The following is a 26,685-nucleotide window of genomic DNA, read 5'->3' as shown; positions in this document are numbered from 1 at the left end:
ACGGGCGGCACGAGTCTACGGCAGGCGGCCGCGCCCACCCAAGTTCGTATTGCCCGGCTTCTCCTAACACGGCTACGCCGTCTGGATCGTCGCCGGGCGGTTCAGTCGCGCAGTTCCTGCCCGAAGGTGGCCACCATGGCGTCGACGGCGAACTTGGGCTTGACGTTGATCGCCAACGCCTCACGGCACTCCAGCACCGCCTCGATGCAGCGCAGCAACCGCTGCGGCGGGGCGTGGGCGGCCAGCGCCGCCACCCGATCGGCCATATCCGGATGATTCGGCCGCACCGAACCCGCGCCCGCCGAAACCATGAGCGCGTCCCGGAAATAGTTCGCCAAGTCGATCAGCGCCCGATCCAGCGCGTCGCGTGAGGCCCGAGTGTGACGCGACTTCTGCCGCCGTTCGAGGTCTTTCATCGCGCCGGTGGCACCCCGCATCGCCCCGGCGGTGCCCTTACCCGTGCCGCCGGCGCCCAGCGCCGTCCGCAACTCCTCGGTCTCGGCCTCGGCGCGGTCCGCCGTGAGCACCAAGGCCTCGGCTTCGGCCGCGGCCACCAGCTCCTCCGCGGCGGCGTAGGCCCGCGCCGGCGTCGCGGCGTCGCGCACCAGCGCCAGCGCCCGCTCGCGGCGTTCCCGGGCCTCGGAATCGGTGGCCAGCCGCCGCGCCCGGCCGACGTGGCCTCCGCTGACCGACGCCGCCCAGTTCGCGGTGTCCGGAGTCAGGCCGTCGCTGTCGATCAGGACGCGCGCGATCGCCTCGGTCGGCGGGGTGACCAGCGCGACGTGCCGGCAGCGGGAACGCAACGTGATGGCGATGTCCTCGGGATCCACCGACGGCGCGCACAGCAGGAACACGGTCGACGGCGGCGGCTCCTCGACGACCTTGAGCAGCGCGTTGGCGGCGCCCTCGGTGAGCCGGTCGGCGTCCTCGATCACCACGATCTGCCGGTGCCCGGTGGCCGGCCGCCGCGACGCGATCTGCACGATAGCGCGCATCTCGTCCACCCCGATGGACAGCCCTTCGGGGATCACCCGGCGCACGTCGGAGTGGGTGCCGGCCATGGTCGTCGTGCACGCCCGGCATTGCCCGCACCCCGGTTCCCCATCGGAGGTGCACTGCAGCGCGGCGGCGAAGCACAGCGCCGCGACCGAGCGCCCCGACCCGGGGGGGCCCGTGATCAGCCATGCATGTGTCATAGTCCCGGCGCCCGCATCGCTGTGAACCAGATCACCGCGGGCCGCCCTGGCGGCGGCGAGCAGTTCGGCCGTCACCACGTCCTGGCCTACCAGCCGCGTAAACACCCCGGACATCACCGGTAACAGTAGCCACCACCGCCGACATATACCGATCGGCCACCGTATTGGGACAATCCCGTTACCTTTCGGCTCTTTTCGGCCCGAATGGGGGCGCGTCGAGATCGTTGTAAGTTTCCGACAAGTCCCTGCTGACCGATACGGTGGGATCGTGGCAACAGCGGGAGCACTGCCCGGGCGGATCAGCGCATTCGTCCGGTGGGTGGTGCGTACCCCGTGGCCGTTGTTCTCGTTGAGCATGCTGCAGGCCGACATCATCGGCGCCCTCTTCGTGCTGGGCTTCCTGCGCTACGCGCTGCCCCCCGAGGATCGCATCCAATTGCAGGATCTGCCGGTCCTGAACCTGGCGGTCTTCGCGACCGCGCTGGTGGTGTTGTTCCTGGCCGGCTGGATGGTCAACCTGAAGCTGCTGATGCCGGTCTTCCGCTGGCAGCGCCGCGACAACCTGCTCGCCGAGGCCGACCCGGCGGCCACCGAGCTGGCGCGGAGCCGCGCCCTGCGGATGCCCTTCTATCGCACGCTGATCAGCATGGCGGCCTGGTGCATCGGCGGCGTGGTGTTCATCATCGCCAGCTGGTCGGTGGCCCGGTTCGCCGCGCCCGTCGTCGCCGTCGCCACCGGGCTCGGCGCCGCGGCGACCGCGATCATCGGCTACCTGCAGTCCGAGCGGGTGCTGCGGCCGGTGGCCGTGGCGGCCCTGCGCAGCGGCGTGCCCGAGAACGTGCAGGCGCCGGGCGTCATCCTGCGGCAGATCCTGACGTGGATGCTGTCCACCGCCGTCCCGGTGCTGGCCATTGTGCTGGCGGTGATGGCGGACAAGGCGTCCCTGCTGCACGCCACGCCGGAGAAGCTGTTCACCCCCATCCTGTTGCTGGCGCTGGCGGCATTGGGCATCGGCTTCGTCAGCACCCTGCTGGTGGCCATGTCGATCGCCGACCCGCTGCGCCAGCTGCGCTGGGCGCTGTCCGAGGTGCAGCGCGGAAACTACAACGCGCACATGCAGATCTACGATGCCAGCGAGTTGGGCCTGCTGCAGGCCGGCTTCAACGACATGGTGCGTGACCTGTCCGAGCGGCAGCGGCTGCGCGACCTGTTCGGTCGCTACGTCGGTGAAGACGTCGCCCGTCGCGCCCTGGAACGCGGCACCGAGCTGGGCGGTCAGGAGCGCCACGTCGCGGTGCTGTTCGTCGACCTGGTCGGCTCCACCAAGCTGGCCGCGACCCGCCCGCCCGCCGAGGTGGTCCACCTGCTCAACGAGTTCTTCCGCGTCGTGGTCGAAACCGTTGGCCGGCACGGCGGTTTCGTCAACAAGTTCCAGGGCGACGCCGCCCTGGCCATCTTCGGTGCGCCGATCGAACACCCCGACGCGTCGGGCGGCGCGCTCGCCGCGGCGCGCGAGCTGCACGACGAGCTGCTCCCGGTGATCGGCTCGGCGGAGTTCGGGATCGGCGTCTCGGCGGGCAGGGCGATCGCCGGGCACATCGGCGCGCAGGCCCGCTTCGAGTACACGGTGATCGGCGACCCGGTCAACGAGGCCGCCCGGTTGACCGAGCTGGCCAAACTCGAGTCCGGCCACGTGCTGGCGTCGGCGATCGCCGTCAGCGGCGCGCTGGACGCCGAGGCCTTGTGCTGGGATGTGGGCGAGGTGGTCGAGCTGCGGGGCCGTACCGCCCCCACTCAGCTGGCCCGGCCGGTGACGCTGGCCGGAGTCACCGACTCCCAACCCGTACGGCCCGTCCGCGAGGATGTGCATAGCGAGGCGATCGGCCCCGGCTTCTAGACCGGGACCGCACCTAGTTGCGCTTGGCGGCCTTCTTGGCCGGGGCCTTCTTGCGGGCGACCTTCTTCGCGGGACGCTTCACCGGGCCCCGCGCCCGCCGGTCGGCCAGCAGTTCGGCAGCGCGCTCGTCGGTGATCGACAGAACGTCGTCGCCCTTGCGCAGGCTCGCGTTGGTCTCGCCATCGGTGACATACGGCCCGAATCGGCCGTCCTTGATCACCATCGGCTTGCCGGTCGCCGGGTCGGCGCCCAGCTCCCGCAACGGCGGCGCGGCCGCGGCCTGCCTGCCGCGCCGTTTGGGCTCGGCGTAGATCTTCAGCGCCTCGTCGAGCGTGATCTCGAAGATCTGGTCCTCGGTGGCCAGTGAACGAGAGTCGGTGCCGCGCTTGAGGTATGGGCCGTAGCGGCCGTTCTGCGCGGTGATCTCCTCACCGGTCTGCGGGTCCACGCCGACCACCCGGGGCAGCGACAGCAGCTTCAGCGCGTCCTCGAGGGTGACGGTCTGCAGGTCCATGCTGCGCAGCAGCGAGCCGGTGCGCGGCTTGGGTCCCGTCGGCTTTTTGCCCTTCTTGGCGGGGGCGCCACCCTCGTCCTCTTCGGGCGGCGCGGGCAGGATCTCGGTCACGTAGGGGCCGTACCGGCCGTCCTTGGCGACGATCTCGTGACCCGTCTCCGGGTCGATGCCCAACGCGCGTCCCTCCTGCGGCGTGGCGAACAGCTGCTCGGCCACCTCCAGCGTCAGCTCGTCCGGCGTCAGCGAGTCGTTGAGGTTGGCGCGCTGCGGCCCGAGCTCACCCTCATCGTTGGTGACCATGCGTTCCAGGTAGGGCCCGTTCTTGCCCACCCGGACGTATACGGGGCGACCCTGATCGTCGTCAAATAGCTTGATGGAGTTCACTTCTCGGGCATCGATGCCTTCGAGGTTGACGCCGACGAGCTTTTTGAGGCCGCCGGAGCGCGCCACCGAGTCGGCCACCCCGTGGTCGCCGCCGAAGTAGAAGCGGTTGAGCCAGTCGGTGCGCCGCTCCTGCCCCGAGGCGATCGCGTCGAGCTCGTCCTCCATCGCGGCGGTGAAGCCGTAATCGACCAGCCGGCCGAAATGCCGCTCCAGCAAACCGATTACGGCGAACGCGACCCACGAGGGCACCAGCGCGCTGCCCTTCTTGTGCACGTAGCCCCGGTCCTGAATGGTCTTGATGATCGACGAGTACGTCGACGGGCGGCCGATGCCCAGCTCCTCGAGCGCCTTCACCAGCGACGCCTCGGTGTAGCGCGCCGGCGGGTTGGTGGCGTGGCCGTCGGGCGTCAGCTCGATGGCGTCCAGCCGCTGGCCCTGCGTCAACTGCGGCAGCCGGCTCTCGGCATCATCGGCCTCGCCGCCGGCCAATTCGTCGACGGTCTCCACGTAGGCCTTCAAGAACCCGGCGAACGTGATGGTGCGCCCACTCGCGGAGAACACCACATCGCGACCGCCGGATTGACCGTTGATCCGCAGGCTCAGCGTCGTCCCGCGCGCGTCGGCCATCTGCGAGGCCACGGTGCGCTGCCAGATCAGCTCGTAGAGCCGGAATTCGTCGCCGTCGAGCTCGCGGCGCACCGCGTCCGGGGTGGCGAAGGTCTCACCGGCAGGCCGGATAGCCTCGTGCGCCTCCTGGGCGTTCTTCACCTTGCGGGTGTACTGGCGCGGCGACGGTGAGACGTACTCCTCGCCGTAGAGCTGACGCGCCTGCGTGCGCGCGGCGCTGATAGCCGACTGCGACAGCGTCGTCGAGTCGGTACGCATATAGGTGATGTAGCCGTTCTCGTAGAGCCGCTGGGCGATGCTCATGGTGCGCTCCGAGGAGAACCGCAACTTGCGGCCGGCCTCCTGCTGCAGCGTCGACGTCATGAACGGTGCGTAGGGCCGGCGGGTGTAGGGCTTCTCCTCCACCGAGGCGACCGAAAGCTGGGTGCCGTGCAGCCCGGTGGCCAGCTCGGTCGCCCGGGCCTCGTCCAACACGGTCACTTCGTCGGCCTTGCGCAGCTGGCCCAACGAGTCGAAGTCGCGGCCGGTGGCAACGCGCAGGCCGTCGACGCTGGTCAGCCGGGCGGTGAAGGTCGGCGGTGCGGCCTGCGGGTCGGACACGCTGGCGTCCAGACGGGCCAGGATGTCCCAGTAGGAGGCGCTGCGGAACGCCATCCGGTCGCGTTCCCGCTGCACGATGATGCGCGTGGCCACCGACTGGACCCGCCCCGCCGACAGCTTGGGTGCCACCTTCTTCCACAGCACCGGGCTGACCTCGTAGCCGTACAGCCGGTCCAGGATGCGACGGGTTTCCTGCGCGTCGACCAGGTCGATGTCCAGGTCACGGGGGTTTTCGGCGGCCTCCAGAATGGCCGGCTCGGTGATCTCGTGGAACACCATCCGCTTGACCGGGATGTTCGGCTTCAGGGTTTCCAGCAGGTGCCAGGCGATGGCTTCGCCCTCGCGGTCACCATCCGTGGCCAGGTAAAGCTCGTCGACGCCCTTCAGCAGGCCCTTCAGCTCGCTGACGGTGCTCTTCTTCTCGGGGCTGATGATGTAGAGCGGCTCGAAGTCGTGATCCACGTTGACACCAAGGCGGGCCCACGGCTCCGACTTGTATTTCGCCGGCACGTCGGCCGCGGCGCGGGGCAGGTCGCGGATGTGGCCGCGCGAGGATTCGACGATGTAGTTGGAGCCCAGGTAACCGGCCAATTTGCGCGCTTTGGTCGGCGACTCGACGATGACGAGTCGCCTACGGCTCCCAGCCCGGCCGCTCTCGCGGTCCTTGAGATTCGGGTCGGCCAACTACGCTTACGCTCCATCCTTGATCCCGGCCCCCCTGCGAGGCCGCCCCGCAGAAGAATGACAGGCCGGCGTCAAAAATTCCGCGGAAATTCAGATACGCCAGCGTTCCTTCGCCCTCGGGCACCTGACAATTTCGCACCCTGAGGCGCGACTGCGCAAACCGGCCGCCGGAAACGCAAATCTTTTTCCGCGGTTATACCCGCGGCCATACCGATGCCACGTCGACGCCGTCGGGGGCGTCGCCCACGTTCTCTACCAGGCGCGATAGCCGGCGACGGCCGCTGATCCGCAGCGCCGGCCGGCCACCGCGGGTGCCGATCAATGTGGGAGCGATTCCGACCCGCATCAAAGCCGACGCCAGCGGGGAATGGGTATCGGGCGCGTGCGGATCCAGGCCCAACAGGTAATGGTCGCCCTCGGGATGACCGGCCGCCAGCGTCCAGGCCCGCAATTCCCGCGGCCCGGGCAGCCACCGCGGCGGCACCGTTTTGACCGCGCCGCGCGTCCATTCGGCGGCCAAATTCACCAACGCCGCGGTGACCGCCGTCCGCACCAACGGGGTGTCCTCGTCGGTGCGGCCGATTTCGGGCTCCAGCCCCGCCTCGCGGATCATCGCGGCCAGCGCGGCGGCACGCCAGGCCTGATCCACCACCACAGACAGGCGCGCGCCCTGCGTGCCCGGACCGCCGACCATGACGATCTGACCGGAAGCCGCCAGCACCCCGGAGAGGTCGGCGACCGCGGGCGGCACCGACTCCGCTGTGAAGAAGGAAAGCTGGCTCACGCCACCGACAGTAGGCCAGGTCGGCCATTCGCGTCTTGAGGCAACCGGCGCGGCGACGGTTCGGCACTGGCCGGAATACGAAAACCCCCCGACGGGCCCGCTGGGCGGGACTGCACGGGGGGTTCGTGGAAGACCTGCTCCGCTTAAGCGGGGCGGACTCCGGTGGCCTGGGGGCCCTTAGGGCTGTGGCCGATTTCGAACTCGACCTTCTGGTTTTCTTCGAGGGTGCGGAAGCCCGAACCCTGGATCTCCGTGTAGTGGACAAAAACATCCGCGGAACCGTCTTCGGGGGCAATGAACCCGAAGCCCTTCTCCGCGTTGAACCACTTCACAGTTCCCTGTGGCATCTCTCGATCTTTCCTTTTCTTCTGGGTGCGGGGCACCGCCTGCCGATGCCCCGGGCCTGGTACGACCGCCATACCTCGCTCAGTCGCCGGAACTTCACCCGACCGATTAACCTCGCAGGAACCGCGGCCGCAACGTCGATCCTGCGAAAGTTTGACACGAACACAGAAGCTGCGACCGCGAATAGTCAACCATGTTCATCGCTTCGGCGACAGACTTGCGTCTTGGACGGAGTCTCAGCCGGTCCCAGGAGAGTGCGAATGGCGAGTTTCGGCAGCGACCTGCTCGCCGCCGCGCTCGCCGGTACCGACGCCGACGAGCACCCGCTGCGGCACGTCGCCGAACTCCCGCCACGAAGCGGCCGTCCGCATAGTTGGCCGGGGTGGGCCGAGCCGGACGTGGTGCGCGCGTTCACCGACCGCGGGGTGAGTTCGCCCTGGTCACACCAGTCGGCGGCCGCGGAGCTGGCGCACGCCGGCCGTCATGTGGTGGTGAGCACCGGGACCGCGTCGGGCAAGTCATTGGCGTATCAGCTTCCCGTCCTCAACGCGCTGGCCACCGATCCGCGGGCTCGGGTGCTGTACCTGTCCCCGACGAAGGCGCTGGGCCACGACCAATTGCGGGCCGCGCACGCGCTGACGGCCGCCGTTCCACGGCTGCATGACGTGGCTCCCACCGCCTACGACGGCGACAGCCCCCCGGAAGTCCGCCGGTTCGCGCGGGAGCGATCCCGGTGGCTGTTCTCCAATCCCGACATGATCCATTTGTCCATTCTGCGCAACCATGCCAGATGGGCCGTGCTGTTGCGGGGCCTTCGGTTCGTGATCGTCGACGAATGCCATTACTACCGTGGGGTTTTCGGCTCCAACGTGGCGATGGTGCTGCGGCGGTTGCTGCGGCTGTGTGCGCGGTATTCGTCCGCTCCCACTGTCATCTTCGCCAGCGCGACGACGGACGCACCGGGCGCGACGGCGGCCGAGCTCATCGGGCTTCCGGTCGATGAGGTCACCGAGGACGGTTCGCCCCAGGGCGCGAGGACGGTCGCGTTGTGGGAACCGGCGCTGCGCGCCGACCTGCTCGGCGAGAACGGCGCGCCGGTGCGCCGCTCGGCCGGCGCGGAGGCGGCGCGGGTGATGGCCGACCTGATCGCCGAGGGGGCGCAGACGCTGACGTTCGTGCGGTCACGCCGCGCCGCGGAGTTGACCGCCTTGGGCACCCAGGCGCGGTTGGACGAGATCGCTCCCGGGCTCTCCGGCAAGGTGGCGTCGTATCGGGCCGGCTATCTCGCCGAGGACCGCACCGCGCTGGAGCGGGCCCTCGCGGAGGGCCGGTTGCGCGGCCTGGCCACCACGAATGCCCTGGAGTTGGGTGTCGACATCGCCGGACTGGACGCGGTGGTCCTCGCCGGGTTCCCGGGCACGGTCGCCTCGTTCTGGCAGCAGGCCGGCCGGTCGGGCCGGCGCGGGCAGGGCGCGCTGGTGGTGCTGATCGCCCGCGACGATCCGCTGGACACGTATCTGGTGCACAACCCCACCGCGCTGCTGGGCAAGCCGGTCGAGCGGGTGGTGATCGACCCCGCCAACCCCTACATTCTGGGGCCCCAACTGCTCTGCGCCGCAACCGAAATGCCGCTGGACGAGGCCGAGGTGCGCGACTTCGGGGCAACCGAGGTGGCCGAGGGTCTGATCGACGACGGATTGTTGCGGCGGCGCAACGGCAAGTACTTTCCCGCGGCAGGACTAGAACCGCATGGGGCGGTGGACATTCGGGGATCCTCGGGCGGCCAGATCGTCATCGTCGAGGCCGACACCGGGCGGCTGCTGGGCAGCACCGGTGTCGGTCAGGCCCCGGCTTCGGTCCACCCGGGCGCCGTCTACCTCCATCAAGGGGAAAGTTATGTCGTCGACTCGTTGAACCTCGAGGATGCGATCGCCTTCGTGCACGCCGAGGACCCCGGCTACGCGACGTTTGCGCGGGAAATCACCGACATCACGGTCACCGGTACCGGCGAACGCGCACAGTTCGGGCCCGTCACCCTGGGTCTGGTGCCCGTCACCGTCACCCACCAAGTGGTGGGGTATCTGCGTCGCCGGCTTTCCGGAGAGGTGATCGACTTCATCGAGTTGGACATGCCGGAACACACGCTGGCGACCACCGCGGTGATGTACACCATCACCGAAGAAGCCCTGCTGCGCAAGGGGATTGACGCGCCGCGGATCCCCGGATCACTGCACGCCGCCGAGCACGCGGCGATCGGCCTGCTGCCGCTGGTGGCCAGCTGCGATCGGGGCGATATCGGCGGCTTGTCCACCGCGGTGGGACCGGACCCGGCCGGTCTGCCCAGTGTCTTCGTGTACGACGGCTATCCGGGCGGCGCCGGGTTCGCCGAGCGCGGTTTTCGCCAGGCGCGTACCTGGCTGGGTGCGACCGCCGCCGCCATCGAGGCATGCGAGTGCCCCCGGGGGTGTCCGTCCTGCGTGCAGTCCCCGAAATGCGGCAACGGCAACGACCCGCTCGACAAGGAGGGTGCGGTGCGGGTGTTGCACCTGGTCCTCGCGGAGCTGCCGCACGCTGAGCAATCCGGCGGATGACGACCGACCCCTCGACGGTCGACCCCACGGATGCCGTCTGACGGGCTAACGGACGCTCATCGGTGAGCGGCGGCAGCCCCGACCTCGCGGGCGCAGCAGCAAACTACCAAGGCCACAACGACATTGGCAAATTCACCGGCTCGCCGGTGGGGTTGCGCCTGAGGCCCGCGGACGGCGCCGACATGGCCGGTAGGCCCGAGGTCCCAACAATGCGGGACCGTCGCCGTAAAATCGGCCGCATGGGCCACGACTGGTTGCTCGTGGAGACGCTGGGGGGTGAACCCACCGTGGTGGCGCAGGGACGCCAACTTAAGAATCTCGTCCCGATCACCACGTTCATGCGCCGCAGTCCTTATCTCTCCGCGGTTCGGACGGCGATCGCCGAGTCGGTACAGACCGGTCAGAGCTTGACCAGCATCACTCCCAAGCGCGACCGCGTCATTCGCACCGAACCGGTGGTGATGTCCGACGGCCATATCCACGGGGTGCATGTGTGGACCGGCCCCGCGGACGTCGAACCACCCGAGCGGCCGACCCCCGGGCCGCTGAAGTGGGACCTGACCATGGGCGTCGCCACCGACACCCGGGAGTCGTTGGCCAACAGCGGAAAGAATCCCGAAGTCGAGGTCACCTTCGGCAGGGCCTTCGCCGAAGACCTTCCCTCTCGCGAGCTCAACCCCAACGAAACCAAGGTGCTGGCCATGGCCGTGAAGGCCGAGCCCAACCAAACACTCTGCAGCACCTGGGATCTCACCGATTGGCAGGGCAACCCCATGCGGATCGGTTTCGTCGCGCGCACCGGCCTGGAGGCGGGCCCCGACGGCCGGGACCATCTGGTCGCGCGGGCGATCAACTGGCGCGCCGAACTCAAGGGCCCAGAGGTGTCGACAGACGATCTGGCGCAACGGATCCTGAGCGGGCTCGCTCAGGCCGGCGTCCACCGCGCGCTGATCGACCTCAAGAACTGGGCCCTGCTGAAATGGCTGGACGAGCCCTGCACCTTCTACGACTGGCGCGGCAGTGAGACCGGCGAGCCGAAGGTTCACCCCGACGATCAGCACCTGGTGTCCTCGATGACCGAGGAATTCGGCCACGGTGCGACCAGTCGGGTGCTGCGAATGCCCGGCCATGACAACGATTGGGTGCCGGTGCACGTCACGGTCAACAGGGTGGAACTCGAACCGGATACCTACGCCGGGCTGGTCTCGCTGCGGTTGCCCTCTGAGGAGGAACTCGCCGCCGCCGAATTGCCGGGCGGCCCCGACCCGACGGCCTAACCCACGACGGGCAGCAAGCGGTCGGCGGCGACCGACAGCCGCTGGCCGCCGAGTTGCGGCCACGCCTGCACCGCGCAGAACGGCGCGCACTGATCCTGCGACGACCGCGTGCCGACGTGCACGCAGCACTGCACCAGCCGCTCTTCGATCATCGTCGACATGTCCATGAACGGTTTGACCGTGACCCGCACGACACGCTCACCCAGCATCCGCCTCAGTTGGCGTCGCCGCCCCGGCAGGGCGGCCGACGCCACGGTGAGCAACGTCGCCATGCCCAGGTCGCAGTTCTCGCAGATCATGCGCCACACGTCCGACATCGCAGGATGCGACAACGAAGACTGCTCCGACAGCAACCCCATCAAGGATTCCCGCACGGCCAGCCGCAATTCCCTGGGAATGTCGGAGTCGGCGATCCGGTTGGCGATCAACCCCAGCTTGTCCTTGAGGTTGTCGTGGCCCATCAGTGCGACCAGCGAGCGCCAGTTCCCGTTGTCCTCACGAAGCATGTACCCGACCGAGCAGCAATGGGGGTGCGAGCATGGCAGCGCGGTCAGATCCCGCCAGGTGATCAGGCCGCTTGTCTGCGGTCCCAACCGCTTCAGCACACCCGTGTGGGTGAGGCGCCTGGCCGGGTCAATGAGACCCGAACGCCCGGAACCGAATTGCGGCTGGATGCAAACCCCGCCGACGTAGGGCGTGTCCAGCGCCAGCTTGACGATGTCGCCGATCTCTGTGTCGTTGACACCGAGTGACGCCGTCATCACGAGCGTGGTGAAAACCTCGCGTTCCGAAAGTCGCCGCAGCGCCGACTCCTTGAGGCGCGACAGGTCGCCGCCACGGTGATAGCGGTGCGCGCCCGGCGAGAGCCCGTCGTACTGCAGGTACACCTCGGCGCGTTCGCGGTGCTCGGTGAGCAGGTCGAGCAGCTCGTCATCGTGAGCGATCCGGATACCGTTGGTGTTCAGTAGGATTCGTGTTATCGGTCGCGAGCTGAGCTCGGCGAGCAACTGGGGCAGCTGCGGGTGCAGGCTGGGCTCGCCACCGCTGAGCATCACCACATCCAGGCGGCCGTTCTCCCGTGCGAGCCGCTGGTCGACGTTGGCCAGCACGTCACCGACCGCTACGACAGTGCGGAGGTCCGGGGAGGAATCGGCGAAACACGTTGGGCAGCGCAGGTTGCAGGTCGCGGCGATGTCTTCCAGCAGGATGCAGGTGTGCTGAGTCTGCATCTGCGGCAGGCCGCGTAGATAGGCCGACGGGATCGGGTCGAAGTTGCCCGGCTCATCGGGGACGTGCGTCTTGGTGGGCGCGGTCCACTCCTCGAGGTAGGCAAGGATTTCGGGGTCTTCGTCGTACAGCGTTCGAACGTGCCCGTGTCTCGGGCAGCCCCGTTCGAGCCAGACCTGCCCGTCGCCGCGCACGGCCAGCCACCCGCTGAGCCGTGCCACGTCGCCCAGCGGACGATCGGGTTCCTCGGCGTGACACTGCGGGCAAAACGCGTTGACGTAGCGGTGGATTCGGTCGCCCCGCAGTCCCATGCCGCTCATCGGGTGAGGTGATACAGCATCGGGTTCAATCCGGTACAGATGCCGACGGTGAAGATGGAGGTGAGTGCCCAGCCGATCATCAATCCCATGCCGATTCCCCTCGCCCAGGCACTCTTCTTCACGAACAACAGCGCTCCCCCGCCGGCGAAGGCGATCAGCCCGAGCATGACGGCTCCGGCCGCGAAGGCGATCTTCGGGGCGACGGCATTGGCGAGCCCGAACAGCACCAGCGGACCGACGACGGTGTTGATTCCGGCATACAGCGCCATCCCGGCGATGGCCGCGCCGAAGATTTCCCCGCCGCTCGGCTTGCTCGGCGGCGGTTGCCAGCCGGGGTAGGGCCGGTTCATGTCATAGGGATAACCCGGTGGGGGCCAGTCCAGGGGGCGCCAGCCGTCCGGCGGAGGCGGACCCGGCGGTGGGTTCGTCATGCGGGAACCGCCTCCCGTCGCAACAGGGTGTCGTAGTGGCCTCGCCGATACCCCAGGCGCAGCCGGACGGCGATGAGCAGGAGGGAGGGCAGGAGAAACCACTGCGGCCGGGTCAGGCCCAGCCACACGGTCTCGTTGGCCCGGACAAACTCGACCAGGAACCGGAACACCGCATACCCCGCCACGTAGAGGACGAACAGCTCACCCGGATGACTTATCCGGTTGCGCAACCACAGCAGGACCGCGAACGCGGCCAGCTGGAAGGCGATTTCGTAGAGGAACGACGGGTGCATTGCCACGCCCGCGAGGCAACCGGGACATTTTGGTGTGCCGGCCGGGGCGTGGATGCCCCACGGCAGGCTGGTCGGGCGTCCCGGCGCTTCGGTGAGGTGGCAGCCGATCCGGCCGATCGCCATGCCCAGCGCGACCGCCGGGGCGAACAAGTCACCCGTCTTGCCGGTGTAGCCGCCGATCCGCTTGGCGATCAGGACCCCGAGGTAGGCGCCGCAGAGTCCGCCCAGAATGCTGCGCGACCCGAATTCCCACGCCTGCAGCAACGACGGGTTGAGGCGGACGTCGAGGTGCTCGGCCCAACCGGAGAGGCGCATGCCCACCGCGCCGCCGACCAGGGCGCCGGTCACCGCCACCAACGATTGTTCGTTGACCGCTCCACGCCGGCGGGCCTCGACGATGAACACGACGGCGGCGGCCAGGACGCCCAGCGCCACGAAGACACCATGCACCGGCAACACCAACGGGCCGATCCGCCACTGCGGCACCACGTCGACAGACTATTACGCCCGGCGTGCGCGGGCCGGCGTCAGCCGCTAACGGGCCCCGCCCGCGCGGCGGCGATCGCCGCGCCGCCGAGGACCGCCACCCGAACCGTGACGACGACGTCGAGTTCGTCCACCGCACAACTGGCGTCGCCGGTGTGCATCTGGCGGGCCACCGCCGTCGCGCGGGCGCAGGCCGCTTCGGCCCCCGCCGGCAGCCGGGCCGCCGCGGCCAACGCGGCCAGATCGGCCGCCGCCTGTGCGCGATGCCGCGCCACCACCACCGAACCGAGGTACGCCCCGCCCCCCGTGACGCACAACAGCACCGCGACCATCCACGCCGCGACCAGGGTGGCCGAGCCCCGATCATCCCGACGGCTCCGCCATCGAGACCGCTTTGGCCGCAATGTCGAGCGCCGGCAACAACTTCGAGCGCGCGACGACGGTGGCCACCAGGAACTCACCGTCACGGTGCACCTCGACCCGCGCCCCGCCGGGGGCGATGCGGCGAGCCGCGCCGAGCGCCGAGCGTTCGTCACCGCGGGCCGCGAGCCGGGCCGCCTCGCGGGCGGCGTCCACGCAGCGAATCTGCATCGACACCGCGGTGACGCCGGCCAGACACAGCACCAGCACGACGACGAGCGTGGCCACGCCCAGCGCCGCCTCCACGGTGCTGGCGCCCGCACTGCCGGCTAGACCTTGGTGTTGAGCGCGCGACCGATGATGTTGGTCAGCGCCGACACGACGGAGTCGCCGGTCACGACTGTGTACAGGATCGCACCGAAGGCGGCGGCGGCGATCGTGCCGATGGCGTATTCGACCGTGGACATGCCCGACTCGTCGGACACCAGGACCGTCACGCGGGACACGAATCTTCGAAACATGTTGTACAGCAATGCTTTCCTTTCTTCTCACCACAATCCCGACTGCAAGACGTTGCCGGCGAGCCCGGCCACGACGGGAACGATCCCCAGGCACACGAACGCCGGCAGGAAACACAATCCGAGCGGTCCGGCGATCAGCACCCCAGCGCGCTCTGCGGTTGCGGTGGCCGCGTGCGCGGCGTCGTGACGGGCCTGGTCGGCCAGGTCGGCGACGCCCTCGGCCAGCGCCGCACCCGAGGCCGCCGACCGCCGAGCCAGCCGCAGCAACGCTTCGGCCTGGGCATCGGCGGAGTTGGCCCGGTCATCCGGTGTAATCGTCCAGGCGACAACGGGATCGGCCCCCAGCGCCAACAGATCGGCCGCGCGCCGCAGCACGCGGGCCAACGTCGGCGTTGCGGACGCCGCGGCGGCCGCCGCGGCGGTGGCCACCGCCATGCCCGCTCCCAGGCACACGGCCAGCACGTCGAGGCAGGACGCCACCGCCAGCGGGTCGGGCCCCTGCGCCGGTCCGCTCCCCGGGCGCGCTCGATGCTCGCGGACCGGCATCCGCGCCCGCGCCCGCACCAGCGACGGACCGGGACCGATCCACGCGGCCACCGCAAGCAATACCGCCGCCGTCGTCATGACTCGAGCCGATCGGTGATCTGGTCGGCCCACAGTAGGCCGCCGCACGCCAGGGTTGAACCGACGACCAAGAGCCATCCGCCCGCGTGCCCGCCCAGCAGGAAGGCCAGCGGTCGCGCCCCGATCAGTTGGCCCAGCAGCACGCCGAGCACCGGCAGGCCCGCCAGGATCACCGCGGTCGCGCGCGCACCGGCCATGCTCGATGTCACCCGCGCCGAGAACCGTTGCCGCTCGGCGATATCGTGCTGCGCGGCACGCATCAGGGTGGCTATCGCCAGGCCGTGGTCGCTGGCCAGTTGCCAACACAGCGCGAGGCGATCCCAGTGCGCGGGCAGCGCAGACGACTTCGCCGCCGCGCGCAGGCCGGCCGCGACGTCGGCCCCCAACCTGGCGCGGGCGGCCACCGCCAGCAACGAATCCGAGACGGCGCCGGCGGTTTCACCGGCGGCCACGCCGAACGCGCGCACCGGATGCGACCCGACCCGCAATTCGCCGACGAGCACGTCGAGTGCGCCTTCCAGCGCCTGCCCCTCGCGCTGGGCGGACCGGATGCGGTGGCGGCGGTGATAGCGCAGGCCCGAGGTCGCCCCAACGACCGCGACCGCCAGCAGCGTCGTCAACGGCAGCAGCACGGCGGCGGCGCCCAAGACCGTCGCGGCAAGCCAGCCGGCCCCTCCCGGCCCGGTGCGCGGGTGGAACCGGCGGCCCGACGCCGCCGGCGCGAGACGGCGCCGCGGCGACGGCGGAAGGACGATGAGCGCGAGCGCCAACAGCAGCGCGCCCGCTATCGGGCCGTTCATGCCGGCATCCGGCTTTGCAGCAGGCGATGCAGGAGGTCGGCATCGTCGGTCATGCCCCCGTCGGCATGCCACACCGTGACCGCCCGCACCCGTCCCGCAATCTGTCTCAGCACGGCGACTTCACCGAGCCGACGCCGCCCGGTGCGATCCCTGGTGACATGCAACAGCACCTGCACGGCCGCGGCGAGTTGACTGTGCAGCGCGGCGCGATCGAGACCGCCCAGCGCGCCCAGCGCCTCCAGCCGGGCCGGAACTTCGGCCGGATTGTTCGCGTGGACCGTGCCCGCTCCCCCGTCGTGGCCCGTGTTCAGCGCCGCCAGCAGATCAACCACCTCGGCGCCCCGCACCTCGCCGACCACTATGCGGTCGGGTCGCATCCGCAGGGCTTGGCGCACGAGTTGGCGCACCGGAACCTCGCCGACGCCCTCGACGTTGGCGCACCGCGCGACCAGCTTCACCAGGTGCGGATGCCGGGGCGCCAGCTCGGCGGCATCCTCGACGCACACGATCCGTTCGGTGGGCGCGACGGCACCGAGCATCGCCGCGAGCAAGGTCGTCTTGCCGGCTCCCGTGCCGCCGCACACCAGAAAGGCCAGCCGGGCGGCGATGATGTCCGCGACCAGGGCGGCCGCCTCGGGGGTCAAGGAGCCCGCCGCAGTCAGGGCGGCCAGGTCCTGGCTGGCCGGCCGCAACACCCGCAGCGACAAGCACGTGCCCGCGGCCGCCACGGGCGGCAGCACCGCGTGTAAGCGCACCGCGAACCCGGCGCCGATGCCGGTGAGCTGGCCGTCCACCCACGGCTGCGCGTCGTCCAGCCGCCTGCCGGCGGCCAGCGCCAGCCGCTGTGCCAGGCGCCGCACCGCGGCCTCGTCGGCGAACCGAACTTGCTCGCGGCGCAAGCCATTCCCGTCGTCGACCCACACCGCATCGGGCGCGGTGACCAAGACATCGGTGGTGCCGTCCGCGCACAACAACGGTTCGAGGATGCCGGCGCCGGTCAGCTCGGTCTGCAACACCCGCAGATTGGCCAGCACCTCGGTGTCGCCCAGCATCCCGCCGGACTCGGCCCGGATCGCGGCGGCCACGGTGTTCGGCCCCAAGGGAGCGCCCAGCGGCGCGGCTTCGGCGGCCAGCCGCTCACGCACCCGGTCAATCAGCGAACCGTTCACGCGGCCCTGCCGTTTCGTGCCGGCCCCGACGAGGCCCGCGGTAACACGGCGAGCACCTCGCGGGCCGCGGCGGCGAGCGCGGATCGCCGTCCGACCCGTAGGCCGCCGCGCTCCAGCTGCTCGGCGAAGCGCGGCTCCGCCCTCATGGACGCCAGCAACGGCAGCCCGGTGATGTCGGCGATCTCGCCCGCACGCAACCCTCCCGGCGACGGACCACGCACCACCAATCCCACGTTGGGGTTGACGGTGCCCAGCACCGGAGCCAGTGCGCCCGTCGCTGCGCACGAGCACACATCGCATCGGCTGACCACGACGACGAGGTCGGCGGCATCAAGCGCCGCTTGCACCGCATCGGTGAGGCGACGCGGAAGGTCGCAGACCACCGTGACCGGGCCGCGGCGACCGGCATCGACGATGGCTTGCACGGGCCCCGCCGCCAGCTCGTATCCGCGCCGGGTGCCGGACAGGACGCTGACTCCCCGGTGCCGCGGCAGCGCCGCACGCACCGACGACCAGTTGAGCCGGCCGCCCTGCAGCGCCAGATCCGGCCAGCGCAGGCCCGGCACGCTCTCGGCGCCCAGCAGTAGATCGATGCCGCCGCCCCACGGGTCGAGGTCCACCAACAGCGCGTCGGTGGTGGCCTGCGCCAGGGCGACCGCCAGCGACGAAGCGCCGGCCCCGCCACACCCTCCGATGACGGCGACGACTTCGCCGCGCGACCCGTCGTCGCGCGACGACTCGGCGGCCTCGGCGAGCGCGCCCACCAATTCGCGCTCCTGCTCGGGCAGCCGCAACACAAGCCCGGCGCCCACCGCAACGGCCGCCGCCCATGTCGCGGTCGCCGGGTCGGTCGCTGTGAGCACTATCACATGCGGGCGGCGCGGGAGCGCCGCCCGCGCGCACCTGTCGGCCGCCGCCTCGTCCAGCACCACGGCCGCGGCCGCCGACCACGTCTTGCGACTCAGGGCGCCGGCGGCGTGGACCACCCGGACGCCGACGGCCGCGGCAACGCGATCTAAATCCCGGCGCAGTCCCGGGTCCGCCAACACCGCCAAGAGGCCCGCGGAAGCCGTCACTTCGGCCGGAGAGGTGCTAGTCACGCGCCCACTCTGGCGGGCTCGCGATGTTGGACACCAGTCCCAAATGCGGATCTGGGGATAGAGACGCGAGTGTGCACAAAGACGTCGACCGGCGCTCGGTCGGCACAAAGGAGAGGGAATGTCCGCAACCAATTGGACGGTCGCGCCGCGCGCTCCGTATACGCGGAACCGAGCCTGAAAAGACCCGAGAAAGACCCCAGAAAAGGGACGACCCCCGCCAGGGGGGGAGGAGGCGAGGGTCGTCGTGCATCAGCCCCGGGGGGTCGGGCTGATACACCCTCGGCTCAGGCCGAGTAATGCTTACTATACACATGACAAGCCGCGGTAATGCAATAGCTGTTTCTATGAAAGAACACGTTGAGCCGCAAAAACACTGGCGTTACCAGCGGTCCCACTTTGCTGAGCGGCCTTTTCGGGCCCAGAATCCCGGCGCCGCCGCGCGACCGACCTATGCTGGGTCGGTGACCGTCTTCGACCCGGCCGCGGAGCAGCACACGGCGGCAACGCCCGCTTCCCGGGCCCGCACCGCGGCCTTCTTCGACCTGGACAAGACGATCATCGCCAAGTCCAGCACGCTGGCGTTCAGCAAACCGTTCTTCAACCAGGGACTGCTGAACCGCCGCGCCGTGCTCAAGTCGAGCTACGCCCAGTTCATCTATCTGCTCTCCGGTGCCGATCATGACCAGATGGACCGGATGCGCCTCCACATGACCAACATGGTCACCGGGTGGGACGTCGATCAGGTCAAGTCGATCGTCAACGAAACGCTGCACGACATCGTGACGCCGCTGGTGTTCGCCGAAGCCGCGGACCTGATCGCCGCCCACAAACTCTGCGGCCGCGACGTGGTGGTGGTCTCCGCCTCCGGCGAGGAAATCGTGGCTCCGATCGCCCGGGCCCTGGGCGCCACGCACGCGATGGCGACCCGCATGGTCGTCGAGGACGGCCGGTACACCGGCGAGATAGCGTTCTACTGCTACGGCGAGGGCAAGGTGCAAGCGATCCGCGAGCTGGCCGCCCGCGAGGGCTACCCGCTGGAGCATTGCTACGCGTACTCCGACTCGATCACCGACCTGCCGATGCTCGAATCCGTCGGCCACCCCAGCGTGGTGAATCCCGACCGCGGATTGCGCCGGGAAGCCGTCGAACGCGGTTGGCCCGTGCTGTCATTTTCGCGACCGGTGTCGCTGCGCGACCGCATCCCGGCGCCGTCGGGTGCGGCGATCGCGACGACCGCGGCGGTGGGCGTCAGTGCGCTGGCAGCTGGCGCGGTCACCTATTCGCTGTTGCGCCGCTTCGCGTTCTAACCCCCACCAAGGCAACCCTCAGCAAACACATTTCGGGTCTGGCTTCGCAATTTTTGCAAAATTGGGCCTTGCTGCGTTAAGGGTCTAGTAGTACAAAGGAACCACGGAAGCCCGGTGAGGCCTAGGTCGATCCGGAAGAGAAGGTTCGATCTCCCGACCCGGGCGCCCAGCACGGTGCTCGGCACCCACGCGGAGTCATAGCCGCGATAATGGCAGAAGTGTTGCGGGCCTGCGTAATTGCGAAATGTGGACGGTGTCGACGGCCCTTTGGGTGGGGTTGCCACCGGCAGCATCGCAAGATCGCCGAGGCCAACCCACGCAGCCCCGAAATGCACGCATGGTAACCGAGTTCCGTGTTAGCGGGCGGCGGACCGAATACTTCGGGACGTCGCCCGCTTCGTATTGTCCGGTGGCGTTTCTGCGGCCGCCGGCTACCGATTCAGCTATCGATTCGACAGCGACTCGGCGATCGTCAAAGCCTCCTGCGCGCCGGCCCGCATCGCCCGGCAACAGAGCACCAGCCAGGCTCCCACCCCGGCCGGCGTGCCGTCGGCGAAGCCTTGTGCGGCGTCACGATAGTCGGCCGGCTGGCGCATCCAACTCACCTCGGGCACACCCAACCCGTGTGGATCCAACCCGCTGGCAATGGTCACCAACCGCGACACCGCGCGGGCGACCACGCCGTCGGCGCTGCCGAACGGCTTGAGCGTCAGCAGTTCGCCGTGCGCGACCGCGGCGACCACCGGCGCAGGCGCCTGGGTGCCGCCGCTCACCAAATCCGCCAGCAACTCCAGTCGCGGCCCGACGCCGGCATCGGCGCGGGGCCTGCCCAGCCGGTCCTCGTCCACCTGGTCGGCCGCCGCCAGCATGTGCAAGCGGGCCAGCGCCTGCAGCGGCGCCCGCCGCCAAATCCCGACCAGGGGGCCCTCGCCGCCTTCCAGCGCCTGGGCCACCCGCAGCGCCCCGCCGAACACCGGATCACTGACGGCCCCGGCGTCCGCGAGGTCTTCCAGCCGGACCGGACCACCGTCCAGCACCGACGAGGCGCGGGCCGCCCGCAAGGCCGCTTCGGCTGCGGTCACCGGCCATCCGCGCAGGTTGGCTCGGTGCCGGTGGGCGCGGCCCAGCGCGTCGCGGGCCCGGTCGCTGGCCTCGGCGACGCCCGGCAACTCCATCAACGGAGCGAGTGGATCAGCCGTCACAGGTTGCCAACCTATCCCGGCTTCAATGATCGGATGTCGGTGCGTGCGGGATGGCCTCCAGCAGCCGGCGGGTGTATTCGTGCCGGGGCCGGGTGAACAGCTCGTCGGTGGCGGACTGCTCTACCACCCGACCGGCGCGCATCACCAAGACGTCGTCGGCGATCTGCCGGATCACCGCCAGGTCGTGGCTGATGAACAAGTACGTGAGGCCCAGTTCGGTCTGCAGCTCGGCCAGCAAATCCAAGATCTGCGCCTGCACCAGCACGTCGAGCGCGGAGACCGCCTCGTCGCAGACCAGCACCTCGGGCCGCAGCGCCAGCGCCCGGGCTATCGCGACCCGCTGCCGTTGGCCACCCGACAGCTCCCGGGGAAGTCGCCCCAGAACCGATGACGGCAGCGCCACCTGGTCGACGAGTTCATGCACCACTCGCTCGCGTTGCCCGCGGTCGCCGACGCGGTGGACGCGCAGCGGTTCCTCGATGGCACGAAACACCGTGTACATGGGATCCAGGCTGCTGTAAGGATTTTGGAAGACCGGCTGCACCCGCCGCCGGAAGGCCAATTGCTGATCCCGGCTCAGTGAGTCGTCGATGCGGGTGCCGTCGAAAACGACCGTGCCCGAGCTCGCCGGCAGGAGGCCGAGCACGATCTGCGCCAGGGTGGACTTGCCCGAACCCGACTCACCGGCGATCGCCAGCGTGCTCGCCCGCCGCAGCCGAAACGAAACCCCGTCGACGGCAAGGAATTCCGCTCGCCGCCACGGCGCGCCGCGCGACTCGCGGTAGACCTTGGTCAGCTCCGAGGCGACCAGGATGTCGTCGGACGCCCCGCGATCCGCCGGACGCGGCCGGGCCGGGCCCTGCACCGTCAGCGACGGCGCGGCCGCCACCAGGCGCCGCGTGTACTCGTGCTGCGGCTCCCGCAAGATCGACTGCGTCGCACCGGATTCCACCACGACGCCCTCGCGCATCACGACGACGGACTCGGCGCGTTCGGCGGCCAGCGCCAGGTCGTGGGTGATCAGCAGCAGCGCGGTGCCGAGTTCCGCGGTGAGCCCCTGCAGGTGGTCGAGCACCTGGCGCTGGACGGTGACGTCGAGCGCGGACGTCGGCTCGTCGGCGATCAGCAGCCGCGGCCGTCCCGCCAGCCCGATCGCGATCAGGGCCCGTTGACACATGCCGCCGGACAGCTGATGCGGATAGCGACCCGCTTGTCTCGCCGGGTCCGGCATGCCCGCCTGCCCGAGCAGCTCCACCGCGCGCCGCCGCGCCCGTCGGTCGGAGGTGTTGGCCCGCAACGCTTCCGAAACCTGGAAGCCGACCTTCCAAACCGGGTTGAGGTTGGTCATCGGGTCTTGGGGTATGTAGCCGATCTCGCGGCCCCTGATGCAGCGCAGTGTCCGGCGGTCGGCCCGGGCGATGTCGGATCCGTCGAAGACGATGCGCCCGGCGGTGATTCGGCCGCCGGGGGGAAGCAGCCCGAGGATCGCCGCCGCCGTGGTGGATTTCCCCGATCCCGACTCGCCCACCACCGCGACCGTGCGGCCGGGCAAGACGGCGAAGTCGACGCCGCGCACGGCGGCGTGATCGCCGAAGCTGACTTTGAGGCCCTCGACTGACAGCAGCGGCGTGTCGTTCATGGCCGCCACGCTCGCGACGCCGGATCGAGGGCGTCGCGCAACGCGTCGCCCATCATCATGAAGGCCAGCACCGTGGTCGCCAGTGCGCCGGCGGGATAGAACAGGATGGGCGAGCCCGCCCGCAACCGCGTCTGGTCGAGGTTGATGTCGCCGCCCCAGGACACCACCGACGTCGGCAGTCCGACGCCCAGGTAGGACAGCGTGGCCTCGGTGACGATGAAAACGCCCAGGGCGATGGTGGCCATCGCGATGACCGGACCAAGGGCGTTGGGCATTGCGTGGCGCAGCAGAATTTGAAAGCGGCTCAGCCCCAGTGCTTTCGAGGCGAGCACGTAATCGCTGGTGCGCACCGCGAGCACCGATCCTCGCGCGATGCGGGCTATCTGCGGCCAGCCGAACAAGGCGAGGATGGCGATCACGGTCCACACCGTGCGGTGGTGCATGACCTGCATGAGCACGATGGCGGCCAGCAGCAGCGGCAGGCCGAAGAACACGTCGCTGATGCGGGAGACCACCGCGTCGATCCAGCCGCCGTAGAACCCGGCCAGTGCGCCGAGCGCACCGCCGACGACGAAGACGACCAGGGCGGCCCCCAAGCCCACGGTGACCGATGCCCGCGCGCCGTAGACGGTGCGGGCGTAGACGTCGTGGCCCTGCAGGTCGGTGCCGAACCAGTGCGCGCGCGACGGCGGAAGCAGGCTCTGGCTGGGGTCGGCGTAGCTGGGGTCGGCCCCGGTAAACAACGCCGGAAACATCGCGACCGCAACGATGAACAGGATCAGCAGGCCGGCGATGACGAACTTCGGGCGGCCGCGCAGCCCGCGCCACGTGTCGCGCCAAAAACCCGATCGCTCAGCCATACCGGATCCTCGGGTCCAGCGCGGCGTACAGCAGGTCCACCGCCAAATTGGTGATCAGGTAGATCAGCACCAGCACCGTGACTATCGACACCACGGTCGGCGCCTCCTGCCGGGTGACGGCCTGATACAGCACACCGCCCACGCCGTGGATGTTGAAGATGCCCTCCGTCACAATGGCTCCGCCCATCAGCGCGCCCAGGTCGGCGCCCAGGAAAGTGATCACCGGGATCAGCGAATTGCGCAGGATGTGCACCGTCACCACGCGCGGCCGGGACAACCCTTTGGCGGTAGCGGTGCGGACGTAATCGGCGTACGCGTTGGCGGCCACCGCGGATCTGGTCAGCCGCACCACATAGGCGAACGACACCGAGCCCAGCACGATGCCGGGTAGCAGCAGGCGCCCGAACGTCGACCGCTCCCCCACGGTGACCGGTGCGATGCCCAATCTCACCCCGAAAACGAATTGGGCAAGGAACCCCAGCACGAAGATGGGGATCGCGATGATGACGAGCCCGGCGATCAGCACGCCTGAATCGAAGACTCCCCCCGTGCGCAGTCCGGCGATCACGCCGAAGCCGATGCCCAGCACCGCCTCGACGGCCAGGGCGATCAACGCCAGCCGCGCGGTCACCGGAAAGGCGTGTGCGAGAACATCACTCACCGGCAGTCCGGAGTAGGAACGGCCCAAGTCGCCGTGCACGACGCCGCCGAGGTAGCGCAGGTACTGCACCAGAAACGGATCGTCGAGGTGATAGCGGGCCCGCAGTTGCGCTGCGACCTCGGGCGTCAGCGGCCGGTCCCCGGCCATCGCGGCCACCGGGTCACCCGGCAACAGGAACACCATGCCGTAGATCAGCAGCGTGGCGCCGAGGAAGACGGGCACCATGACGGCGATCCGGCGCGCGATGTACCAACCCACTGTCAAGCCTTGACGATGTTCTCGTAGTCGGGCAGACCGTTCCAGGTGAGCTTGACGCTACCGACCTGCGGCGACCATCCGACCACCGCGATGTAGTACCACAGCGGCACGGCAGGCATGTCGTGCAACAGGATTAGTTGGGCCTCGTTGACCAGCACATCCGCTTGCTGCAGGTTGGGTGCGGCCTCGGCGGCGGCCAGCCCGGCGTCGAATTCCCGGCTCGAGTACCCGACGTCATTGGATCCCGCCCCGGTGGCGTACAGCGGAGCCAGGAATTCGATCATCGACGGGTAGTCGCCGATCCAGCCCGCGCGGAACGCGGTATCGATGGTGCGGTTGGTGATCTGGGTGCGGAAGCCCGCGAACGTGGGGTGCGGCGCGCCGACGGCGTCGATGCCCAGCACGTTCTTGATGCTGTTGGCCACCGCGTCCACCCACTCTTGATGGCCGCTGTCGGCGTTGTATGCGATGGAGTACCGCCCGCGCCATGGCGAGATCGCGTTGGCTTGCGCCCAGAGTTGGCGTGCCCGTTCGGGGTTGAAGTCCAATGCGGCATTGCCCGGGATGTTCCGATCGAAGCCAGGCAACGAGCTGGCGGTGAAATCACGGGCGGGGCTGCGGGTGCCGTTGAAGATCTGCTGACAGATCTGCGGCCGGTTGATGGCCGCCGACAACGCCAAGCGGCGCAGTCGACCTTCTTCGCCCCCGAAGTGCGGCAAGCGCAACGGCGTGTCGAGAGATTGGCTGACCGCGACGGGCCCGCTGGCGGCGTTGCCCCCCAGGTCACGCTGGTAGATGGTCAGCGCGCTGGACGGAATCGTGTCCAGCACATCGAGATTGCCGGACAGCAGGTCGGCATAGGCGGTGTCCAGGTTGGCGTAGAACTCGAACCTCAAACCTTTGTTGTGGGGCTTGCGATTGCCGTGGTAGTCGGGGTTGGGTTTCAAGTCGATCTTAACGTTGTGTTCCCAGGCCGGCCCGTCGGGACCGTCCGCCAACTCATACGGGCCGTTGCCGACCGGGTTGCGGCCGAACGCGGCCATGTCCCGAAAAGCCATGTCCGGTAACGGATAGAAAGCATTGTGTCCCAGCCGCAACGTGAAGTCGACGGTCGGCGCCTTGAGCCGCACGTCGAACTCGAGATCGTTGACCACTTGCAGCCCGGACATGGTGGACCGGGCCGGCTTTCCGCCTCCCGTCAGGCCGGCGACCTCGTCGTACCCGACGATCGGGCTGAAAAAGCTTTGTTGCAGTTGGGCATTGGTGCTCAGCGCCCCGTAGTTCCACGCGTCGACGAACGAATGCGCCGTCACCGCAGAGCCGTCGGTGAACTTCCAGCCAGGCTTGAGAATGATTCGGTAGTTGATGTTGTCGGTTGTCTCGACCGACTGCGCCACTTCCGGCGACGGTTTGCCGGCGGCGTCATAAGACACCAAACCAGCGAACAGCCGATCCAGGATGCGCCCTCCGAGGCTGTCGTTCGTGGCGGTCGGAATCAGCGGGTTCGGCGGTTCACCACCGTTCACCACCACCGACTCAGGGGTCAACGCGCCGCCGCCGCAACCCGTCAGCGACGCGGCCGCCAGCAGCCCGGCGACGACCACACTGGTCGCAAAGGCCCGCATCCGACGCATGACACCCGACCCTAGGGCCTGCGACCCCCGGTCGGTGAAGTGCCCGCGCCGGGCTCGTCAACCTAGAATCCCCTCGTGACTGTCGCGTATCTGGCTTCGGAGAGACCGGGTGTGCTGGCGGGGCAAATGATGTTCGCGTTCGGCCTTCCGGCAGCCGGATTGGTGTGTCTGATCATTGGCCTGCGGGAGCGCTCGCGCAGGCGTCGACAGTTCCCGCCGCCGTACCACCCCGGCTATCCGTATCCACCGCCACCGCCACCGGCCATGGGGTATCCGGGCCCGTATCCCGCTCCGCCGCCCTATCCGGGTTACCCGCCCGCCGTGCCGCCCCGGCCGACCGCGGGCAAGTCGGCCACCACGCTGATCACCATCGGTATCGTCCTGCTGGGGCTGGGCGGGCTGAACCTCTTCTTCCACGCTGCGCGCGCCGTGTCAAGCCAAGCTGAGCGGTCCCGTAACACGTCGATGCAGGTGGGCGAGTGCGTGAATGAATCGACTTTCAAGGCAGAGCATTTCGCGTCCCGGCCGGACAATGACTGCGCCAACCCCGCGGCTGTCTATGAGCTCGCCTTCAAAGGCGGCCCCTCGGCGACGTGTCCCGACGGCAAACGCGATCACTCCGTGTACGACCGTTTCACGGACGATGATTCGATCCTGTGCTTCGCCTTCAACCTCAAAGAAGGGCAGTGCTACCGGGTACCGAGCTTGGATGCCGCTGACACTGACATGACGATGCGTCTCGACGACTGTCAGCCGCATTCCGGAGCCCCGCAGGTGAAAGTCGTGCAACGCATCGACGGGAGCACCGACAAGACGCAATGCCCGCAAGGTTCCAAGGGCATCGGCTACCCCGTCCCGGCGCGCGTCTACTGCCTGGCGAGGGCCGACTCGTGA

General features: G+C 69.2%; 24 protein-coding genes. 5 read left to right on the top strand and 19 right to left on the bottom strand.

What is annotated here, in order from left to right; translation table 11 throughout:
• Window positions 1–101: 101 nt before the first annotated feature.
• Window positions 102–1,310 (bottom strand): DNA polymerase III subunit delta', encoded by a 1,209-nt coding sequence (locus A5758_RS18945; RefSeq protein ID WP_067743046.1) that lies wholly within the window; start codon window positions 1,308–1,310, stop codon window positions 102–104.
• Window positions 1,311–1,416: 106 nt separating this feature from the next.
• On the opposite strand from A5758_RS18945, the gene A5758_RS18940 reads away from it, so the two are divergent.
• Entirely contained in the window at window positions 1,417–3,093 is a 1,677-nt protein-coding gene (locus A5758_RS18940) for an adenylate/guanylate cyclase domain-containing protein (protein WP_231987357.1), read from the top strand.
• Between the two features lie 13 nt (window positions 3,094–3,106).
• Here A5758_RS18940 and topA read toward each other — a convergent pair whose 3' ends face one another.
• The 3 genes from topA to cspA all read right to left on the bottom strand — a co-directional run bounded on the left by topA (window position 3,107) and on the right by cspA (window position 7,033).
• Window positions 3,107–5,902, bottom strand: a complete 2,796-nt coding sequence (gene topA, locus A5758_RS18935; RefSeq protein ID WP_067743044.1) for a type I DNA topoisomerase — start codon at window positions 5,900–5,902, stop codon at window positions 3,107–3,109.
• 193 nt (window positions 5,903–6,095) lie between these two features.
• Entirely contained in the window at window positions 6,096–6,686 is a 591-nt protein-coding gene (locus A5758_RS18930) for a hypothetical protein (RefSeq protein ID WP_067205070.1), read from the bottom strand.
• A 143-nt stretch (window positions 6,687–6,829) separates the two neighbouring features.
• The gene (gene cspA, locus A5758_RS18925) at window positions 6,830–7,033 is read right to left on the bottom strand and encodes a cold shock protein CspA (protein WP_066955621.1); all 204 of its coding nucleotides are present in this window, start codon (window positions 7,031–7,033) and stop codon (window positions 6,830–6,832) included.
• Between the two features lie 258 nt (window positions 7,034–7,291).
• Between cspA and A5758_RS18920 the strand changes: the two genes are divergently transcribed.
• Both A5758_RS18920 and A5758_RS18915 read left to right on the top strand, forming a co-directional pair.
• Window positions 7,292–9,622 carry a DEAD/DEAH box helicase gene (locus A5758_RS18920; RefSeq protein ID WP_067743041.1) on the top strand — a complete coding sequence of 777 codons (2,331 nt, stop codon included), beginning with the start codon at window positions 7,292–7,294 and terminating at the stop codon, window positions 9,620–9,622.
• A gap of 239 nt (window positions 9,623–9,861) precedes the next feature.
• The gene (locus tag A5758_RS18915) at window positions 9,862–10,899 is read left to right on the top strand and encodes a PAS domain-containing protein (RefSeq protein WP_067205076.1); all 1,038 of its coding nucleotides are present in this window, start codon (window positions 9,862–9,864) and stop codon (window positions 10,897–10,899) included.
• On the opposite strand, the gene A5758_RS18910 is transcribed toward A5758_RS18915, so the two are convergent.
• From A5758_RS18910 to ssd, 10 genes are read right to left on the bottom strand one after another with little or no spacing between them, the layout of a single operon-like run.
• Window positions 10,896–12,437, bottom strand: coding sequence for a radical SAM protein (locus A5758_RS18910; RefSeq protein ID WP_067743101.1), 1,542 nt, complete (start codon window positions 12,435–12,437; stop codon window positions 10,896–10,898). The two genes, A5758_RS18915 and A5758_RS18910, sit on opposite strands and share 4 nt — an antisense overlap.
• Window positions 12,438–12,442: 5 nt before the next feature.
• A complete protein-coding gene (locus A5758_RS18905; protein WP_067743038.1) occupies window positions 12,443–12,877 on the bottom strand; it encodes a hypothetical protein in 435 nt (144 codons plus the stop codon).
• Window positions 12,874–13,659, bottom strand: a complete 786-nt coding sequence (locus A5758_RS18900; RefSeq protein ID WP_067743035.1) for a prolipoprotein diacylglyceryl transferase — start codon at window positions 13,657–13,659, stop codon at window positions 12,874–12,876. Before A5758_RS18900 ends, A5758_RS18905 begins: the two co-directional genes overlap by 4 nt.
• A gap of 38 nt (window positions 13,660–13,697) precedes the next feature.
• On the bottom strand, window positions 13,698–13,988 hold the full coding sequence (locus A5758_RS18895) for an Rv3654c family TadE-like protein (protein WP_369816461.1): 291 nt from the start codon (window positions 13,986–13,988) through the stop codon (window positions 13,698–13,700).
• A gap of 31 nt (window positions 13,989–14,019) precedes the next feature.
• Complete coding sequence (locus A5758_RS18890; protein WP_082939300.1) at window positions 14,020–14,322, bottom strand: TadE family type IV pilus minor pilin; 303 nt, start codon at window positions 14,320–14,322, stop codon at window positions 14,020–14,022.
• 23 nt (window positions 14,323–14,345) lie between these two features.
• Entirely contained in the window at window positions 14,346–14,537 is a 192-nt protein-coding gene (locus A5758_RS18885) for a DUF4244 domain-containing protein (RefSeq protein WP_067743095.1), read from the bottom strand.
• A 27-nt stretch (window positions 14,538–14,564) separates the two neighbouring features.
• On the bottom strand, window positions 14,565–15,161 hold the full coding sequence (locus tag A5758_RS18880; RefSeq protein WP_067743031.1) for a type II secretion system F family protein: 597 nt from the start codon (window positions 15,159–15,161) through the stop codon (window positions 14,565–14,567).
• Complete coding sequence (locus tag A5758_RS18875) at window positions 15,158–15,961, bottom strand: type II secretion system F family protein (RefSeq protein WP_067743029.1); 804 nt, start codon at window positions 15,959–15,961, stop codon at window positions 15,158–15,160. The genes A5758_RS18880 and A5758_RS18875 overlap by 4 nt, the downstream gene beginning before the upstream one ends.
• Window positions 15,958–17,130, bottom strand: coding sequence for a TadA family conjugal transfer-associated ATPase (locus A5758_RS18870; RefSeq protein WP_067743026.1), 1,173 nt, complete (start codon window positions 17,128–17,130; stop codon window positions 15,958–15,960). The genes A5758_RS18875 and A5758_RS18870 overlap by 4 nt, the downstream gene beginning before the upstream one ends.
• Window positions 17,127–18,179, bottom strand: coding sequence for a septum site-determining protein Ssd (gene ssd, locus A5758_RS18865; RefSeq protein WP_067743092.1), 1,053 nt, complete (start codon window positions 18,177–18,179; stop codon window positions 17,127–17,129). Before ssd ends, A5758_RS18870 begins: the two co-directional genes overlap by 4 nt.
• Window positions 18,180–18,691: 512 nt before the next feature.
• Between ssd and A5758_RS18860 the strand changes: the two genes are divergently transcribed.
• Window positions 18,692–19,537: an HAD-IB family hydrolase gene (locus A5758_RS18860; protein ID WP_067743023.1), complete on the top strand. Its 846-nt coding sequence runs from the start codon at window positions 18,692–18,694 to the stop codon at window positions 19,535–19,537.
• 443 nt (window positions 19,538–19,980) lie between these two features.
• Here A5758_RS18860 and A5758_RS18855 read toward each other — a convergent pair whose 3' ends face one another.
• Genes A5758_RS18855 through A5758_RS18835 form a run of 5 tightly spaced genes read right to left on the bottom strand, consistent with a single transcriptional unit; the run spans window position 19,981 to window position 25,791 of the window.
• Window positions 19,981–20,739 (bottom strand): oxidoreductase, encoded by a 759-nt coding sequence (locus A5758_RS18855; protein WP_067743020.1) that lies wholly within the window; start codon window positions 20,737–20,739, stop codon window positions 19,981–19,983.
• Between the two features lie 22 nt (window positions 20,740–20,761).
• Window positions 20,762–22,378: an ABC transporter ATP-binding protein gene (locus A5758_RS18850; protein ID WP_067743089.1), complete on the bottom strand. Its 1,617-nt coding sequence runs from the start codon at window positions 22,376–22,378 to the stop codon at window positions 20,762–20,764.
• On the bottom strand, window positions 22,375–23,238 hold the full coding sequence (locus A5758_RS18845) for an ABC transporter permease (RefSeq protein ID WP_067204673.1): 864 nt from the start codon (window positions 23,236–23,238) through the stop codon (window positions 22,375–22,377). The genes A5758_RS18850 and A5758_RS18845 overlap by 4 nt, the downstream gene beginning before the upstream one ends.
• A complete protein-coding gene (locus A5758_RS18840; RefSeq protein ID WP_067204676.1) occupies window positions 23,231–24,157 on the bottom strand; it encodes an ABC transporter permease in 927 nt (308 codons plus the stop codon). The genes A5758_RS18845 and A5758_RS18840 overlap by 8 nt, the downstream gene beginning before the upstream one ends.
• Before the next feature lie 2 nt (window positions 24,158–24,159).
• Window positions 24,160–25,791, bottom strand: coding sequence for an ABC transporter substrate-binding protein (locus tag A5758_RS18835; protein WP_156622703.1), 1,632 nt, complete (start codon window positions 25,789–25,791; stop codon window positions 24,160–24,162).
• A 75-nt stretch (window positions 25,792–25,866) separates the two neighbouring features.
• Between A5758_RS18835 and A5758_RS18830 the strand changes: the two genes are divergently transcribed.
• A complete protein-coding gene (locus tag A5758_RS18830) occupies window positions 25,867–26,685 on the top strand; it encodes a hypothetical protein (protein ID WP_067743017.1) in 819 nt (272 codons plus the stop codon).

The organism is Mycobacterium sp. 852014-50255_SCH5639931 (genome assembly GCF_001665605.1).
Taxonomy (GTDB): Bacteria; Actinomycetota; Actinomycetes; order Mycobacteriales; family Mycobacteriaceae; genus Mycobacterium; species Mycobacterium paraffinicum.
This window is presented reverse-complemented; position numbering and strand designations above follow the sequence as displayed.